At 71.3% G+C, this 15,162-nt stretch carries 16 protein-coding genes; 8 read left to right on the top strand and 8 right to left on the bottom strand.

Going from position 1 to position 15,162, the window contains the following annotated elements; genetic code table 11:
• The first annotated feature begins 8 nt into the window (after nucleotides 1–8).
• The 3 genes from ABEB17_RS07315 to pyrE are packed head-to-tail and all read left to right on the top strand — an operon-like array spanning nucleotide 9 to nucleotide 2,000.
• Nucleotides 9–536, top strand: coding sequence for a GNAT family N-acetyltransferase (locus tag ABEB17_RS07315; RefSeq protein WP_345716029.1), 528 nt, complete (start codon nucleotides 9–11; stop codon nucleotides 534–536).
• A complete protein-coding gene (locus tag ABEB17_RS07310) occupies nucleotides 533–1,015 on the top strand; it encodes a hypothetical protein (protein WP_345716028.1) in 483 nt (160 codons plus the stop codon). The genes ABEB17_RS07315 and ABEB17_RS07310 overlap by 4 nt, the downstream gene beginning before the upstream one ends.
• A gap of 37 nt (nucleotides 1,016–1,052) precedes the next feature.
• On the top strand, nucleotides 1,053–2,000 hold the full coding sequence (gene pyrE, locus ABEB17_RS07305; protein ID WP_345716027.1) for an orotate phosphoribosyltransferase: 948 nt from the start codon (nucleotides 1,053–1,055) through the stop codon (nucleotides 1,998–2,000).
• Here the strand turns inward: pyrE and ABEB17_RS07300 are convergent.
• From ABEB17_RS07300 to ABEB17_RS07290, 3 genes are all read right to left on the bottom strand, one after another.
• On the bottom strand, nucleotides 1,993–2,769 hold the full coding sequence (locus tag ABEB17_RS07300; RefSeq protein WP_345716026.1) for an isocitrate lyase/PEP mutase family protein: 777 nt from the start codon (nucleotides 2,767–2,769) through the stop codon (nucleotides 1,993–1,995). The genes pyrE and ABEB17_RS07300 overlap by 8 nt on opposite strands.
• Before the next feature lie 53 nt (nucleotides 2,770–2,822).
• Nucleotides 2,823–3,203, bottom strand: a complete 381-nt coding sequence (locus ABEB17_RS07295) for a hypothetical protein (protein WP_345716025.1) — start codon at nucleotides 3,201–3,203, stop codon at nucleotides 2,823–2,825.
• Between the two features lie 125 nt (nucleotides 3,204–3,328).
• A complete protein-coding gene (locus ABEB17_RS07290) occupies nucleotides 3,329–3,916 on the bottom strand; it encodes a hypothetical protein (protein WP_345716023.1) in 588 nt (195 codons plus the stop codon).
• Between the two features lie 119 nt (nucleotides 3,917–4,035).
• On the opposite strand from ABEB17_RS07290, the gene ABEB17_RS07285 reads away from it, so the two are divergent.
• Together ABEB17_RS07285 and ABEB17_RS07280 are read left to right on the top strand one after the other, a co-directional pair.
• Nucleotides 4,036–5,235: a M20 metallopeptidase family protein gene (locus ABEB17_RS07285; protein ID WP_345716022.1), complete on the top strand. Its 1,200-nt coding sequence runs from the start codon at nucleotides 4,036–4,038 to the stop codon at nucleotides 5,233–5,235.
• Between the two features lie 10 nt (nucleotides 5,236–5,245).
• Nucleotides 5,246–5,470: a KTSC domain-containing protein gene (locus tag ABEB17_RS07280; RefSeq protein ID WP_345716021.1), complete on the top strand. Its 225-nt coding sequence runs from the start codon at nucleotides 5,246–5,248 to the stop codon at nucleotides 5,468–5,470.
• A gap of 7 nt (nucleotides 5,471–5,477) precedes the next feature.
• Here ABEB17_RS07280 and ABEB17_RS07275 read toward each other — a convergent pair whose 3' ends face one another.
• On the bottom strand, nucleotides 5,478–5,870 hold the full coding sequence (locus tag ABEB17_RS07275; RefSeq protein WP_345716019.1) for a YciI family protein: 393 nt from the start codon (nucleotides 5,868–5,870) through the stop codon (nucleotides 5,478–5,480).
• A gap of 152 nt (nucleotides 5,871–6,022) precedes the next feature.
• Between ABEB17_RS07275 and ABEB17_RS07270 the strand changes: the two genes are divergently transcribed.
• A complete protein-coding gene (locus ABEB17_RS07270; protein ID WP_345716017.1) occupies nucleotides 6,023–6,523 on the top strand; it encodes a DinB family protein in 501 nt (166 codons plus the stop codon).
• A 156-nt stretch (nucleotides 6,524–6,679) separates the two neighbouring features.
• Nucleotides 6,680–8,710 carry a GTP-binding protein gene (locus ABEB17_RS07265; RefSeq protein ID WP_345716016.1) on the top strand — a complete coding sequence of 677 codons (2,031 nt, stop codon included), beginning with the start codon at nucleotides 6,680–6,682 and terminating at the stop codon, nucleotides 8,708–8,710.
• Between the two features lie 166 nt (nucleotides 8,711–8,876).
• Here the strand turns inward: ABEB17_RS07265 and araA are convergent, their stop codons facing one another.
• The 4 genes from araA to ABEB17_RS07245 all read right to left on the bottom strand — a co-directional run bounded on the left by araA (nucleotide 8,877) and on the right by ABEB17_RS07245 (nucleotide 13,914).
• Nucleotides 8,877–10,388 (bottom strand): L-arabinose isomerase, encoded by a 1,512-nt coding sequence (gene araA, locus ABEB17_RS07260; protein ID WP_345716015.1) that lies wholly within the window; start codon nucleotides 10,386–10,388, stop codon nucleotides 8,877–8,879.
• Nucleotide 10,389: 1 nt separating this feature from the next.
• Entirely contained in the window at nucleotides 10,390–11,115 is a 726-nt protein-coding gene (locus tag ABEB17_RS07255) for an L-ribulose-5-phosphate 4-epimerase (RefSeq protein ID WP_345716014.1), read from the bottom strand.
• Nucleotides 11,112–12,836: a ribulokinase gene (araB, locus tag ABEB17_RS07250; protein WP_345716013.1), complete on the bottom strand. Its 1,725-nt coding sequence runs from the start codon at nucleotides 12,834–12,836 to the stop codon at nucleotides 11,112–11,114. The genes ABEB17_RS07255 and araB overlap by 4 nt, the downstream gene beginning before the upstream one ends.
• A gap of 76 nt (nucleotides 12,837–12,912) precedes the next feature.
• Nucleotides 12,913–13,914 carry a LacI family DNA-binding transcriptional regulator gene (locus ABEB17_RS07245; RefSeq protein ID WP_345716012.1) on the bottom strand — a complete coding sequence of 334 codons (1,002 nt, stop codon included), beginning with the start codon at nucleotides 13,912–13,914 and terminating at the stop codon, nucleotides 12,913–12,915.
• A gap of 239 nt (nucleotides 13,915–14,153) precedes the next feature.
• Between ABEB17_RS07245 and ABEB17_RS07240 the strand changes: the two genes are divergently transcribed.
• Nucleotides 14,154–15,137 (top strand): ABC transporter substrate-binding protein, encoded by a 984-nt coding sequence (locus ABEB17_RS07240; RefSeq protein ID WP_345716011.1) that lies wholly within the window; start codon nucleotides 14,154–14,156, stop codon nucleotides 15,135–15,137.
• The last annotated feature ends 25 nt before the right edge of the window (nucleotides 15,138–15,162 follow it).

Here is a 15,162-nt window from a genome sequence, read left to right as displayed (position 1 = left end):
GTCGGGCAATGCCGGAGACGCCCCACGTGTCGTTGCGAGCCCGTACGGACGACGACCTCGACGTCCTGTTCGAGATCGCCAGGGACCTGGGTACCTGGGAGGAGCGGAATGCCGAAGCGCCGCGTCCCCTGACCCGCGCCCAGTTCGACGCTCGGCTGGCCCGCGCCGCCGACAGCGTCGATGAGTCCGTGTCCTTCGTGGTCGACGTCGACGGGGTGGCCGTCGGCGGAGCGTCGCTCTTCAACGTCGACTCGTTCGCCCGCCACGCCGAAGCCGGGATCAACCTGGCCGTGGATGCCCGGGGGCGTGGCATCGGCACGGCCGCGATCGTCCAGCTCGTCGAGTTCGGCTTCGTGCGGCGCAACCTCCGGCGGGTCCACCTCCAGGCGATCGCCTCGAATGCTGCCGCGATCCGCGCGTACGAGAAGGCGGGTTTCGTCATCGAAGGACGACAGCGCGAGCACGCGTGGGTCCGAGGTGCCTACGAGGACATCGTGCTGATGGGGATCCTGCGCTCGGCGACCGTCGGGCTGTGAGCAGCGCGCCGAGCCAGGCTTCGCCGGACGAACCCCGCCCACGGCAGGGCGGGGCGCGCCGATGGCTGCGCGCGCGCCCGAGCCACGTCGTCGACCTTTTCGTCTACGTCGTGGTCCTCAACCTGGCGATCGAGTACGTCCCCGCCGTGATCAGCGAGAGCTTCAGCCTGTCGCTCCTGACGGCGGCCCTGCTCAAGCTCGCCCTCGAGCTGGTGATCCTGCTGAAGAACCGGATCCTGGTGCGGCTCAAGGACGCCACGACCCGACGCGCGAAAGTGGTTGCCGCGGTGTCGCTGTGGGTGGTCGCCGCCGGTAGCAAGCTCGTCGTCCTCGAGCTGGTGGACCTCGTCTTCGGTGATGCGGTCAGCCTGGGCGGCTTCATCCCGGTGACGCTGCTGGTGCTGGCCCTGATGGCGTCCCGGGCGGGCGTGCGGCGCCTGCTCTACGACGTCCCGGCTGGAACGAGCGCGATCGGATGACGTCGCCCTGGCGCTGACCGAGTGCCAGGATGGCCGGATGACGACGGGCTCGCGCCACCTGAGCGTGCACATCGACCGGTCGGTGTCAGCCGTCTACGGCTTCGCCTGCGACCCGACCAACCTGCCGCAGTGGGCACAGGGCCTGGGCGGCTCGGTGGAGCAGGTTGACGGCGTGTGGCTGGTGGCGACCGAGCAGGGACAGGCGTCTGTCGCGTTCGCGCCCCGCAACGAGTTCGGCGTCCTCGACCACGAGGTCCTCACGCCAACGGGCGAGACGGTCTACGTGCCGATGCGTGCGATCGCGGACGGCGACGGGTGCGAGGTGGTGTTCACGCTGCGTCGTGCCCCGGGCATGACCGACGAGGAGTTCGAGCGGGACGGCGCCCTGGTCAGCGCCGACCTCGACCGCCTCAGGGCCCTGCTCGAACGCACCGAGGCTGTGCGCACGGACCGCCTTCACCTCGCTCGCAGGATCGACGCTGCGTGCCGCCTGCAGGGGTCGTTCACCCTGCGGTCCGGGCAGATCGCCAGCGAGTACTTCGACAAGTACCTCTTCGAGTCGCAGCCGGACCTGCTCCGCGCCGTCGCCGAGGGGATGGTCCCGCTCCTGCCGGCGAACACTGACCTCCTCGGCGGACTCGAGCTGGGAGGGGTCCCGATCGCCACGATGGTCAGCTCCCTGACGGGGCTGCCGGCACTCTTCGTGCGGAAGCAAGCCAAGGAGTACGGTACCCGTCGCCTGGCCGAAGGCGCCGAGGTGCAAGGCCGCCGGGTGACGCTGATCGAGGACGTCCTCACGACCGGCGGAGCGGTTCGGGATGCTGCTTGCGCCCTCCGAGGGCTCGGCGCGACCGTCGAGGTCGTGGTCTGTGCCATCGATCGCAGTGGTCAGGAGGGCGGGCCGGTGGTAGACGTCGACCTGGCCACGCGAGCCGTCCTGACCAAGGCCGACCTGGCTCGCAGTCGAGACGGAGGGCTCAGTTGAGCTTGCGCGTGCCGTCCGGCAGCGCGCCACCGGCGTAGACGGACTCGGCGAGGTTGGCCAACGCAGTGAGCGCGACGTTCTGGCTCCACGGCCCGTACGACACGCGGGCGACCCCCAGCCGCTGCAACGTCTCCAGGCTCAGGGAACCGGGGACGGCGATCAGGTTGACCTTCTGCGGGCCGAGCGCCTCGACCAGCGCGCCGACCGTTGCCTCGTCGAGCTTTCCGGGCGCGAAGAAGGTGGACGCCCCGGCGTCGAGGTAGGCCCGGCCACGCTCGACGGCGTCGGCGAGCACCGCCGCCGGGTCCTGGTCACCGGCCTTGAGGAAGGCGTCGGTACGGGCGTTCAGCACGAAGGGCACCCCTGCGCGCTCGCCCGCGGCGACGGCGGCCTCGACGGCGCGGACGGCGTCGGGCAGCGGCTTGACCTGGTCCTCGAGGTTCGCGCCCACGATGCCGACGTCGATGGCCCGGCTGACCGTCTCGCCGGCGTCGCCGTACCCGGCTTCGAGGTCTGCCGAGACCGGCAGGTCCACCGCGGCGGCGATCCGCCCCACGGCCTCGATCATCAGGTCGCGCGGGATCTGCTCGCCGTCCGGGTAGCCGTACGCCGCGGCGATCGAGTGGCTGGCCGTGGCCAGCGCCTTCGTCCCAGGAGTGTCGGCGACCACCCGTGCGGTGATGACGTCCCAGACGTTGACCACGAGCAGGAGCTCGGGGTCCGTGTGCAGGCGGAGGAGCTCGCGGGCCTTGTCAGCAGTGGTAGCCATGCCCGAAACGTACTCGCCCGAGCAGTCCTCGGCCCGCGCGAGGACCTACCGGGTCACGCCGTGCTGCGGGTCCACGCGCTGCAGGAGGAGAACGGGCCGAGCGCACCGTCGCGCAGGCACACCCGCAGCGCGACGGGCGTCCCCTCGGCGAGGTTGAAGTTGACCGGGGACCGGCTGCAGGTGTTGTTGTAGCCGTTGTCATCGAACAGGGTGTACACGGTGCCGGTCCGCACGTTCTTCAGGTACACGATGGCGCGCTTGCCATCCTTCTGGTCGTCGCAGACCCCCCAGTGCTCGCCGTGGGGGTAGAACCAGGCGAAGGCGGCGGGGTGGCCGGCGTCCGTGGTGGTGATGTAGAGGTCGCGCCCTTCCGCCTGCGCCGCCGGCGCGCCCAGCCAGAGCGCGGCGAGCGCCAGTGCCACTGCTGCTGCCATCGTCCGAACCCGCACGGTCCACGTCCTCTCCGGCCAACCAGGGTGTGCCTTGGTCCGAGACGCTACGCGAGAACCCCGCACCGCGCGCTGTGTGCGCGGTGCGGGGTTCGGGGCTGCGGGACCGGTCAGGCGTTCGAGGGGACCGGGTCGCTGGAGGTGCGCTCACGCAACAGCTCGACGTCCGAGTCCACCCGGCGGGCGTGCACCAGCCCGAGGACCCCGAGCGCCAGCATGACGGCCGCCGCGATGAAGGCGGCGATGGCGGCGATCCCGGCGATCATCCCCATGGTGCCGAAGGCGTAGGCGTTCAGCAGCAGTCCCCGCAGGGTCTCGCCCTTGAACATCGTGGCGACCTGGGCCTGCAGCTTGGCGTCGTCCGGGGCGGCCTGGGCGGCCGAGCTCAGCTCGGCGTACGTCTTGCCGCCGCCGGCCTCCTCGAGGTGCACGGCGATGAAGTCGTTGGCGTAGACCTGAGCCTGCGCCCCGGTCGTGAGCTGCTGGCCGGAGTACTGCCGCATCTGGGCGAACTCGGCTCCCTCGGTGGCCGGACTGCCCGCCGGCGGGAAGAAGATCTTCTGCGCGGAGAGCTGGGTCGTCACCTGGTCGCTGACGAAGTGGCTCGCCCAGGCGAGCAGCGATCCCGACACGACGAGGACGAGGGCGAGGAAGAGGCCGGTGACGCTGACCAGCACGTCAAAGGTCTTGCGCTTCATGAGTTTCTCCTTCAGAGCAGTGCGCTTGCCGACAGACGCGACCTGCGCTGCTGGCTCACTCCCACGGTGCTGCACGGCACCTCCTCGTGCCCGGGCCGAAGGTCCCGTAGGTTGCGCACATGCGGACGACGGAACACGCCCAGGCGATGGCTACCGAGCTGGTGGACCTGCGTCGCCGGCTGCACCAGGTGCCCGAGCTGGGCCTGGACCTGCCGACGACGCAGGCCCTGCTGCTCGAGGCGCTGACCCCGCTTGAACTCGAGCTGACCACCGGGCAGGGTCTGTCGTCCATCACGGCGGTGATCCGGGGCACCGGTGACGGGCCGCCAGTGCTGCTGCGCGGCGACATGGACGCGCTGCCGGTGGCCGAGCAGGTCGACCTTCCCTATGTCTCGCAACACCCTGGCCTCATGCACGCCTGCGGCCACGACCTGCACATGGCCGCGCTCGTCGGTGCCGCGCGGATCCTGCACGCGATGCGTGACGAGCTGGCCGGGGACGTCGTGCTGATGTTCCAGCCCGGCGAGGAGGGGCCGGGTGGCGCCGAGCCGATGATCGCGGAAGGGCTGCTGGACGCCGCCGGACGCCGGGTCGAGGCGGCGTACGCGTTGCACGTGTACTCCTCGGGCGATCCCATCGGACTGTTCGTCGGGCGCCCCGGCGCGCTCTTCGCGGCCGTCGACGAGCTGCACGTCCGCGTCCAGGGCGAGGGCGGTCACGGCTCAGCCCCGTTCCGCGCCAAGGACCCCGTGCCGGTCGCCGCCGAGATCGTCCTCGGCCTGCAGCTGATGGTGACCCGGCAGTTCGACATCTTCGACCCGGTCGTCGTCACCGTCGGGCAGATCACCAGCGGGACCGCGGAGAACATCATCCCGTCGACGGCCGACCTGGCCGCCACGGTCCGCACGTTCTCCGCGGCCGCCCGGGTCAAGGTTGAGACCGCCAGCCGCACCGTGGCCGAGGGCATCGCCGCCGCGCACGGCATGACCGCCGAGGTCAGGTACGTGCCCGGCTACCCCGCCACCGTCAACGAGCCCGCTGAGTACGCGTTCGCCGTCGACACGGTGACGTCGCTGTTCGGTGCCGACCGCTACCGGGAGTGGGCCAACCCGGACCCTGGCGGCGAGGACATGTCCTTTGTGCTGCAGGAGGTCCCCGGCGCGTACCTGATGGTCAGCGCCGTCCGCGCGGGCACGGACCACGAGACCGCGCCGGACAACCACTCACCGCTCGCCGACTTCGACGACAGCGTCCTGCCTGACTGCGCGGCCCTGCTGGCCGAGCTCGCCCTGCGCCGGACGCGCCGGCCCGGCGACTGAGGAGCCGTCGATGCCGAGGCCCGACATGATCTCCGTGCTGTCCAGCAGCATCGCGGCGGTCGGCTTCGACGCCGAGCGCCGCGAGCTGCACGTCCGCTTCGTCGGTGGGGCCACCTACGCCTACCTCGACGTCCCGGCCGAGGTGTTCCAGGCGTTGCTGCAGAGCACGTCCAAGGGCGCGTTCGTGAACCGCGAGCTCAAGCCCGGCTACGACGTCCGGGACGTCGGGCGCTGACGGCGGCTCACTGGTCGTCGCCGCCGGACCACATGGCCGGCCGCAGCTCGACCATGCTGCCAGGCCCGGCGAACTGCACGGCGATCTCGTCGGCGCGCTCGCGGGACTCGACGTCGATGATGAAGAAGCCGGCCAGCTGTTCCTTCGTCTCCGCATAGGGGCCGTCGGTCACCAGCCGGTCCGTCGCCGTCCACCGGAACAGCCGGGACGTCGCGGGGTCGCCCAGCGCCTCGGCGCTGACCAGCTCGCCGGAGCCGGAGATCTCCGTGAGGAGCGCGTCGAACTGCCGGTCCATCTCGTCGTGCTGCTCGGCGGAGATGGCGCGGCCCTCCTCGGTGTAGAGGGACGTCGGGTGCCCCCACGGCTCGGGGTTGGCGTGGATCAGGATCACGTACTTCACGACTAGACCTCCTGGGTCGATGTGGATCGTTCACCGGGGACGTCGGAGCCGGCACCAGCTTCTCGACATCCCATCAGATCCGGGTGTCGAGAAGGGGCCGACGGTTCCGACGTCCCAGGTGATCCGATCCCCCGCGACCACCGAGGAGCGTCATGAGCGCCACCACGAAGACCGACACCCTGCAGAGCTGGCTGGAGGGCCAGCGCCGGCACGTCCTGGGCATCCTCGAGGGTCTGGACGACGACGCGTTGCGCCGTCCCGTCCTGCCGTCGGGGTGGTCCTGCCTCGGCCTGGTGCAGCACCTCGCCCTCGACGTGGAGCGGTTCTGGTTCCGCGGGGTTGTTGCCGGCGACCCGGACGTCGTCGCTGCGATCGAGCGGGACGACGACGCCTGGCAGGTGGACGCCGCGGTGCCGTCGCACGCCGTACTGGACCGCTACCGGGCCGAGATCGCGCTCGCGGACGACGTGATCGCCGCTACGTCGCCGGGTGCCGCGCCGCGGTGGTGGCCGCAAGGCCCGGGCGACTGGAGGTTGGCCGACCGTGACGAGGTCCTGCTGCACGTGATCACCGAGACCGCCTGCCACGCAGGACACCTGGACGCGGCGCGCGAGCTCGTCGACGGCCGGCAGTGGCTCGTCCTGGACGGGTAGGGCCACGGTCGGCCAGAAATCCAGTGGCGCCGCCCACCCTCGCTGTGGTGCCCTCGGTGGCGGACGACGATCACCCCCGAGCGCCAGGAGTTCCGATGCGAGCAGCTTTCACGCCCCGACCGGTTGTCACCACCAGTGGGATGGACGTGAAGGCTCGTGCGTACGTTGAATCTTGGGATCGTCGCGCATGTTGACGCTGGCAAGACCAGCCTGACGGAGCGGCTGCTCTACGAGGTGGGTGTCCTCGACGAGCCGGGCAGTGTCCTGGCCGGCACCACCCAGACCGACACGATGGTGCTCGAGCGCCGCCGTGGCATCACCATCCGCGCCGCCGTCGCGTCCTTCGTGACCCGTGGCGTGACCGTCAACCTGCTCGACACCCCGGGGCACTCCGACTTCATCGCGGAGGTGGAGCGCTCGCTGGCGGTGCTCGACGGGGCGGTCTTGGTCGTCTCGGCGGTCGAGGGCGTGCAGGCGCAGACGGTCGTCCTCTTCCGTGCGCTGCAACGACTTCGCATCCCCACGGTGGTGTTCGTCAACAAGATCGACCGTCGCGGCGCGCGCCCGAGCCACGTGGTCGGGCAGCTGCGGGCCCGCCTGGCCCCCGCCAGCGTCACCCTGCAGGACGTCGTCGGCGCCGGCACCCGAGCAGCCACCGTGGTGGCCCGCGACCCACACGCGGCGCGCTGGCACGACGAGGTCGAGGAGGTCGTCGCGGCCCGGGACGACGAGGTGCTCGACGCGGCAACCGGTGGGCCGCAACGCATCACGGACGACGACCTGATGGCACGGCTCGTGCGGCAGTTCCGGGAGGGCGCAGCGACGCCGGTGCTGTTCGGCTCGGCCATCACCGGCGCCGGGGTGGATGAGCTTCTCGACGCGCTCATCCGCTTCCTTCCCGTCGTCGACACGGACGACAGTGGCGAGGCGCGGGGCGTGGTGTTCAAGGTGGAGCGGGGCAGCGCCGCCGAGAAGCTCGTCTACGTGCACCTGGCCGGGGGCACGATCCGCACGCGGGACCACCTCGACCTCGGTCACGGCCGCCCCGAGAAGGTCACCGCCATCACGGTGTTCGCCGACGGAACGCACGCCGTGGCGGACTGCCTGCGGGCCGGGCAGATCGGCCGGTTGCGCGGGCTGGAGTCGGCCCGAGTCGGCGATCGGATCGGGCCGGCGCCGGCCGGCGTCCGCCCCCGGCACGAGTTCGCCCGACCGTCCCTGGAGACGGTGATCAGCGCCATCGACGAGGCCGACCGGATCCGGCTGTACCAGGGCCTGCAGCAGCTGGCTGAGCAGGACCCGTTGATCGACGTGCGGCAGGACGACGCCCGCGGCGAGCTGTCCGTCTCGCTGTACGGCGAGGTGCAGAAGGAGGTGCTCGCCGGACTGCTCGAGTCCGAGTACGACGTCCGGGTCGAGTTCCGCCGCTCCACGCCGCTGTGCGTCGAGCAGGTGGTCGGCAGCGGTCACTGCGTCGAGCAGCTCGGCTGGCGCTCCAACCCGTTCCTGGCCGGAGTGGGGCTGCGCGTCGACCCCGCGCCGGTCGGCTCCGGCGTCCGGTTCGGCCTCGAGGTCGAGCGTGGGTCGATGCCCGCCGCGTTCTTCACGGCGGTCCAGGACACGGTTGCGGCCACGGTGGAACAGGGACCGCACGGCTGGCAGATCCTCGACTGCGTCGTGACCATGACGCACAGCGGCTACTGGGCCCGGCAGAGCCTCGGGCACGCTGCCTTCACGAAGAGCATCTCCAGCACCGCAGCGGACTTCCGCTACCTCTCCCGACTCGTCCTGATGACCGCGCTGCAGCAAGCCGGCACGGTCGTCTGTGAGCCGCTGCACCGGTTCGAGCTGGAGCTGCCCACCGAGTCCCAGCAGGTGGCGCTCGCCGTCCTGCCGACGCATCGCGCGGTTCCGCTGGCGACGACGAGCCGCCACGGGGGCCTGCTGATCGAGGGCACGATTCCAGCGGCGCAGGTGCACGACCTGCACCAGCAGGTGCCGGACCTGACCCGCGGCGAGGGCAACCTCACCACATCCTTCGACTGCTACCAGCCGATCGCGGGCCGACCGCCCACCCGGCCACGGACGGACGACGACCCCACCCACCGGGACGCCTACCTGCGAACGACGGCCCGCCGGGTGGGACGCACCTGGCCCCCAACCCGCCCTAACCGCAACCCGTGGTGATCATGCACGTTCGCCCCACCCCGCGGTGATCATGCACGTTCGCCCTCCGGGCCGGCTGAGCGAGGACGCCGGACCGGGGCGAACGTGCATGATCACGGGGGGGGGTGGGGGGAGGGGCACGACGGATGGGGGCGAACGTGCATGATCACCGGGGGTGGGGGTGGGGCTAGATGCCGGCGGCTAGGCGGTAGTAGGCCTGGTTCCAGCGCAGCTCGCGAGCGAACCCGTGCACGGTGGTGGCGTCGTCGATCACGAGCAGCTCCGTGCGGGCGATCTCGGCGAAGTCGCGCCACACCTCGATGCCGACCGCGGTGGTCATGACCGTGTGGTGCGCCCCGCCCGCGGCGAGCCAGCACGCCGCAGCGGTGGGGAAGTCCGGCGCCGGCGTCCAGACCGCGCGGCCCACGGGAAGCCGAGGTAGGTCGGGGGCGTCGACGTTCTGCACCACGTTGGCGACCAGCCGGAAGCGGTCGCGCATGTCGGACAGCGCAACAACCAGGGCCGGCCCCGGGTCCGCCGTGAACACCAGCCGCACCGGGTCGTCCTTCCCACCGATGCCGAGCGGGTGGACCTCCAGCCGCGCCCTGGCGGTGGTCAGCGACGGGGACACCTCGAGCATGTGCGCGCCGAGCACCCGCTCGTGACCCTCGACCAGGTCGTAGGTGTAGTCCTCCATCAGGCTCGCGCCACCCGGCAGCCCGGCCCCCATGACGTTCGCGACCCGCACCAGGATCGCGGTCTTCCAGTCGCCCTCCGCGCCGAAGCCGTAGCCCTCGGCCATCAGCCGCTGCACCGCGAGACCGGGCAGCTGCCGCAGCGCGCCGAGGTCCTCGAAGCTCGTGGTGAACGCACCGAAGCCGCCGGCCTCCAGGAAGGACCGCAGTCCGAGCTCGATCGCCGCGCCGTCCCGCAAGGACTGGTGGCGCTCGCCGGTCGGCAGCAGCTCGGCGGCGACCTCGTAGGTGTCCAGGTACTCGGAGACCAACGCGTCGACGTCCGCGTCGGTGGCCGCAGCCACCGCGTCCGCGAGCTCGTTGACCCCCCAGGTGTTCACCTGGACGCCGAACCGCAGCTCGGCCTCGGTCTTGTCCCCCTCGGTCACGGCGACGAACCGCATGTTGTCGCCGAAGCGGGCCAGCTTGAGCGAGTGCGCGGCGGCCCAGCCGGCCGCTGCCCGCTGCCAGTCCGCGACCTGCCCGAGCACCCGCGCGCTGGAGACGTGCCCCACGACCGTCTTGCGCGCGACCCCGAGCCGGGTCTGGATGTAGCCGAACTCCCGGTCCCCGTGCGCGGCCTGGTTGAGGTTCATGAAGTCGAAGTCGATCTCGTCCCAGGGCAGCTCGACGTTGGCCTGGGTGTGCAGGTGCAGCAACGGTTTGCGCAGCGCGTCGAGACCCGCGATCCACATCTTGGCTGGGCTGAACGTGTGCATCCAGGCGACCAGGCCGATGACCTCGTCGCGGGCGTTCGCCTCGAGCGCGAGTCGCCGCATGCCGTCCGGGTCGGTGAGCACCGGCTGCCAGACCACCCGCACCGGCAGGCCGTCCAGCCCCTGCGCGATCTGCTGTGACTGCGCGGCAACCTGGCGCAGCGTCTCCTCGCCGTACAGCGTCTGGCTTCCGGTGACGAACCAGACCTCGTAGCCGTCGAGGCCGGGTGCGATGGCGGGAGTTGGCATGTCAGCCCTCTCGTTCGGCGGACCGGCGGTCGTCGGTGGCCTGGCCGTAGACGTGTTGGTAGCGCTCGTAGAGCCGGTCGATCACGTCCGGTGGGATCGGCAGCGGCTCACCGCCCTGCCGGGCGAGGTGCACGGTCCGGGCGACGTCCTCGGTGAGCACCGCCGCCTTGACGGCGTCCCGCGCGGTGACGCCGATGGTGAAGGGCCCGTGGTTGCGCATGAGCACGGCCCGGGACCGGTGCCCGCGCAGGGTCTCGACGATGCCGCGCCCGATGGAGTCGTCGCCGATCACGGCGAACGGGCCGACCGGGATCGGCCCGCCGAACTCGTCCGCCATGCCGGTGGTCACGCACGGGATCGCCTCACCGCGCGCGGCCCAGGCGACCGCATAGGCGGAGTGGGTGTGCACGACCCCGCCGACCTCGGGCAGGTTCCGGTAGACGTAGGCGTGGGCGGCGGTGTCGCTGGACGGTGAGCGCTCGCTGCCGGCGGTGCCGGGGACGACGACACCGTCCAGGTCGCACACGATCATCCGGTCCGCCGACAGCTCGTCGTACGGAACGCCGGAGGGTTTGATCACGAACAGGTCGGCACCGGGGACGCGGCCCGAGACGTTCCCCGCCGTCCAGACCACGAGCCCGTACCGGACCAGCTCCGCGTGCAGCCCCGCGACGTCCTCGCGGACGGCCGCCACCGCGGCGTCCACCTCGACGCCGAACCCACTCACGGCGCACTCCCGAGGACGTCGTGACGCAGCGCGCGCAGCCGCTTCATCGCCTGGTTCCCGTTGCGCCCGAACCAGTCGTGCAGCTGCCGGTACTCGTCGTAGAGCCGGTCGTACGCCGCCGCGTCGGCCTCGTTCGGGACGTACGCCGCCCGGTTGACCGCGCCCATGGCCGCGGCTGCGGCGCGCACGTCGGGGTAGGCGCCGGCCGCGACGGCAGCGTGGATCGCCGAGCCCAGCGCCGGGCCCTGCTCGCTGGCGATGGTGGAGATCGGGAGCCGGAGGACGTCGGCGTAGGTCTGCATCAGGTGGCGGTTCGTCAGCAACCCGCCCGCGACGATGAACTCGGTGACCGGGACGCCGGCCGCGGCGAACGTCTCGACGATGACCCTGGTGCCGAACGCGGTGGCCTCGAGCAGCGCCCGGTAGCCCTGCTCGGGGCGGGTCGCCAGCGTCTGCCCGACGACGACGCCGGACAGGTCGTGGTCGACCAGCACCGATCGGTTTCCCGAGTGCCAGTCCAGCGCCACGAGCCCGTGCGCGCCGACGGGCTCGGCGTAGGCCAGGTCGGTCACGTACTGGTGCACGGAGACCCCGGCAGCGGCGGCCTCCTCGGCGTAGCGGCCGGGCAGCTGGTTCTTGACGTACCAGGCGAAGATGTCGCCGACTCCGGACTGCCCGGCCTCGTAGCCGAACAGGCCGGACACGATGCCGCCGTCCACCACGCCGCACATCCCGGGGACCTCGACCAGCTCGTCGTGGCTCATCACGTGACAGGTCGAGGTGCCCATGATGGCCACCATCTGGCCCGGGCTGGTGGCCTGCGCCGCCGGTGCGGTCACGTGCGCGTCGACGTTGCCCACCGCGACGACGACGCCCTCCGGCAGGCCGGTCCAGGCGGCCGCGCGTGCGCTGAGGGTGCCGGCCGCGCTGCCCAGCTGGCCGATCTCGTGGTCGAGCTTGTCCGCGACGAAGCCGGCGAAGGCGGGGTTCAGTGCGGCCAGGAAGTCTGGGTCGGGGTACCGGTCGTCCTGGCGCATCCCCTTGTACCCGGCGGTGCAGGCGTTGCGGACGTAGCGGCCGGTCAGCTGCCAGATGATCCAGTCCGCGGCCTCCACCCAGTGGTCCATGCGGTGGTAGACCTCGTCGTCCTCCTCGAGCAGCTGGAGGCCCTTGGCGAACTCCCACTCGCTGGAGATCAGGCCGCCGTAGCGGGTGATCCAGGACTCGCTCCGAGCGTGCGCGAGCTCGTTGATGCGGTCGGCGTGCGGCTGGGCCGCGTGGTGCCGCCAGAGCTTGACGTAGGCGTGCGGGCGGTCGGCGTACTGGGGCAGCTCGCACAGCGGCGTGCCGTCGTCCAGCACCGGCAGCACCGTGCAGGCGGTGAAGTCCGTGCCGAGCCCGATGACCTGGGCCGGGTCGATGCCGGCGGCGCGGACGGCGGCGGGGACCGCGTGCTGGAGCACCTCGACGTAGTCGGCCGGGACCTGCAGGGCCCAGGCCGGGGGGAGCGCCACCGGGTGCTCGGTCCTGGACGACGGACCGGCGGTGAGCGCGGCGTCCATCACGGCGTGCGGGTACTCGTGGACGGCGGAGCCGAGCTCGGCACCGTCGCTGACCCGGACCACCACCGCGCGCCCCGACAGGGTGCCGAAGTCGACGCCGATCGTGAACCGCTCGCCGGCGTCAGGTGCCGGCGCGGGCGTCACGGCTGGATCGCTCACGGGACATCCCTCCGCAACGGTGGTCGGTGTACGCGGACGTTACCGGTAACATCCACCCTCCGCCAGGCTGAGGTGGTCAGGCGGGCGCGGCGGTTGACGACCTGGCGACCAACCGGGGCGCCGTCCCCTCGTCCGGCGGTGCGTCGCCGAAGACCTGCGCCACGCAACGCCGCGCCTCGGCCCCGACGTCGAGGCGCACGGTGGTCAGCGGGGGGCTGTAGTACGCGGCATCGGGGTTGTCGTCGAACCCCACCACGCTGACCTGACCGGGGACGTCGACCCCGCCGGCGCGCAGGCCTGCCATCAGCCCCAGGGCCATCTGGTCGTTGGCGACCACGACGGCGGTGGGCCCGTTCGGCGAGCGGACCACGTCGGCGACCTGAGTACTCAACCGGTGCCCCGCCGCCGCCGACCAGTCGCCCCCCCAGCTCGGCCCGGCCGCGAGCCCGTGCGTGGCCAGTGCGGCGTCGTGGCCCGCCCGGCGGGACCGCTCCTCCAGCCAGTCCGCCGGACCGCCCACCCGGCCGATGCGACGGTGCCCGAGGCTCACCAGGTGGTCCACGACCAGCGCCGTACCCTCCGCCTGCCGGTCCACGGGGCCGCCGTGCATGACCACCATGGGCGTGCCGGACGCGTGGTTCAGCAAGGCGTCCCGCGTGCGCACGTGGGGGGCGACCAGCACGATGCCGTCGACCCCCTGCCCGAGCACGTGCGACAGGGCGGAGTCCACGGACGCCTCGTCCGTGGCGTCCGCGTAGGCGGTGGCGATCCACCGGCCGGCGTCGCGGGCTGCCGTGGCCAGTGCCGCGACCGCCAGCGCTGGGCCGTGGAGCGTGACGTCCGTGGCCACGACGCCGAGCGTCCGGGTCGTGGCGGTGCCGAGGGCGCGGGCGGCGTTGTTGGGCCGGTAGTCCAGCTCGGCCATGGCCTCGAGGACCCGCGCCCGAGTCTCCTCGCGCAGGTTCGGGGAGTTGTTGAGTACCCGCGAGACCGTCTGGGTCGAGACGCCGGCCAGCTGGGCGACGTCCCGGACGCCGATCCGACCGCCGCGCCGGGGGGAGGTGTCCGAAGCGCTCATCGGTGCTCACGGTAGGGGGTCAGTTTGGATGTGATCGCTAACTATCTGCGGTTTGCTGCAGCAGCCACGCCCGAACAGGTCACGAAGACGCGCGGCGTGTTACCAGAATGTTATCGATAACATGCTGGCCAATCTGGAAATGTTAGGGCTAACATCCGGCGCAGTGGGCTAGCGGTAGGGCAATGACGCCCACACCGAGCCGGTCTTGCGAGACCGGTCCCAAGTCGAGGAGGTCTGGCGTGAAGAAGAAGTTCCTTGCCGGTGTAGCCCTGGTCGGTGCCCTTGCGCTGGTCACCACGGGGTGTGGAAACTCCTCCGACGACGCGGCTGGCGGTGGCGGCGGAGACAAGACGATCAAGGTCGGGTTCGCGCAGACCGGGTCGGAGTCGGGGTGGCGCAGCGCGAACACGGAGTCGATGAAGAAGGCCTTCACCAAGGACAAGGGCTTCGACCTGGTGTTCAACGCGGCCGACAACGACCCGGCCGCTCAGATCGCGGCCGTGCGCAGCTTCATCAGCCAGGGCGTCGACGCCATCGTGATCGCCCCGATCGTCAGCGACGGCTGGGACGACGTCCTCAACGAGGCCAAGACCGCCAAGATCCCGGTGGTCCTGGAGGACCGGACGACGTCCTCGGCCGACGACCTCTACGCCAGCTGGGTCGGCGACGACTTCAAGAAGGAGGGCGAGACGGCCGGCAAGTGGGCCGCCGAGCAGTACGGGGGCAAGGCCACCAACATGGTCGTGCTCGAGGGGACCACCGGCTCCGCGCCGGCCAACGACCGGGCGGCCGGCTTCGGCGACGCGGTCAAGGGCACCCAGATCAAGACGATCGCCTCCCAGACGGGTGACTTCACCCGGGACGGCGGCAAGAAGGTCATGGAAGGGTTCCTGCAGAAGTACGGCGTCAAGGGCATCAACCTCGTCTTCGCACACAACGACGACATGGCTCTCGGCGCCATCGAGGCGATCGAGGCGGCGGGCGGCAAGCCTGGCACCGACATCAACATCGTCTCGATCGACGGCGTCCACGACGGCATGCAGGCGCTGGTCGACGGCAAGATCAACTACATCGTGGAGTGCAACCCGCTGCTCGGTGACCAGGCCGCCGACCTGGTGAAGAAGGTGCTGGCCGGCACGACCGTGGAGAAGAAGAACTTCGCGACCGACGGTGCCTTCACCCAGGAGCAGGCGAAGGCCGTCATCGCCACCCGCGCGTACTGATCCTCACGCGGCACCCTGATGACCG

This window comes from Angustibacter luteus, assembly GCF_039541115.1.
In the GTDB taxonomy this organism is placed as follows: domain Bacteria; phylum Actinomycetota; class Actinomycetes; order Actinomycetales; family Angustibacteraceae; genus Angustibacter; species Angustibacter luteus.
The sequence above is the reverse complement of the archived record's forward strand: the minus strand, read 5'-3'. Positions and strand labels throughout refer to the sequence as shown.

Excerpts from the sequence above, each read along its gene's own strand:
- ABEB17_RS07315 (WP_345716029.1), top strand. The coding sequence starts at position 9 with ATGCCGGAGACGCCCCACGTGTCGTTGCGAGCCCGTACGGACGACGAC.
- araA (WP_345716015.1), bottom strand. The coding sequence starts at position 10,388 with ATGCCAACTCCCGCCATCGCACCCGGCCTCGACGGCTACGAGGTCTGG.
- ABEB17_RS07295 (WP_345716025.1), bottom strand. The coding sequence starts at position 3,203 with ATGGCAGCAGCAGTGGCACTGGCGCTCGCCGCGCTCTGGCTGGGCGCG.
- ABEB17_RS07280 (WP_345716021.1), top strand. The coding sequence starts at position 5,246 with ATGCCGAGGCCCGACATGATCTCCGTGCTGTCCAGCAGCATCGCGGCG.
- ABEB17_RS07290 (WP_345716023.1), bottom strand. The coding sequence starts at position 3,916 with ATGAAGCGCAAGACCTTTGACGTGCTGGTCAGCGTCACCGGCCTCTTC.
- ABEB17_RS07300 (WP_345716026.1), bottom strand. The coding sequence starts at position 2,769 with ATGGCTACCACTGCTGACAAGGCCCGCGAGCTCCTCCGCCTGCACACG.
- ABEB17_RS07245 (WP_345716012.1), bottom strand. The coding sequence starts at position 13,914 with ATGAGCGCTTCGGACACCTCCCCCCGGCGCGGCGGTCGGATCGGCGTC.
- ABEB17_RS07285 (WP_345716022.1), top strand. The coding sequence starts at position 4,036 with ATGCGGACGACGGAACACGCCCAGGCGATGGCTACCGAGCTGGTGGAC.
- pyrE (WP_345716027.1), top strand. The coding sequence starts at position 1,053 with ATGACGACGGGCTCGCGCCACCTGAGCGTGCACATCGACCGGTCGGTG.
- ABEB17_RS07270 (WP_345716017.1), top strand. The coding sequence starts at position 6,023 with ATGAGCGCCACCACGAAGACCGACACCCTGCAGAGCTGGCTGGAGGGC.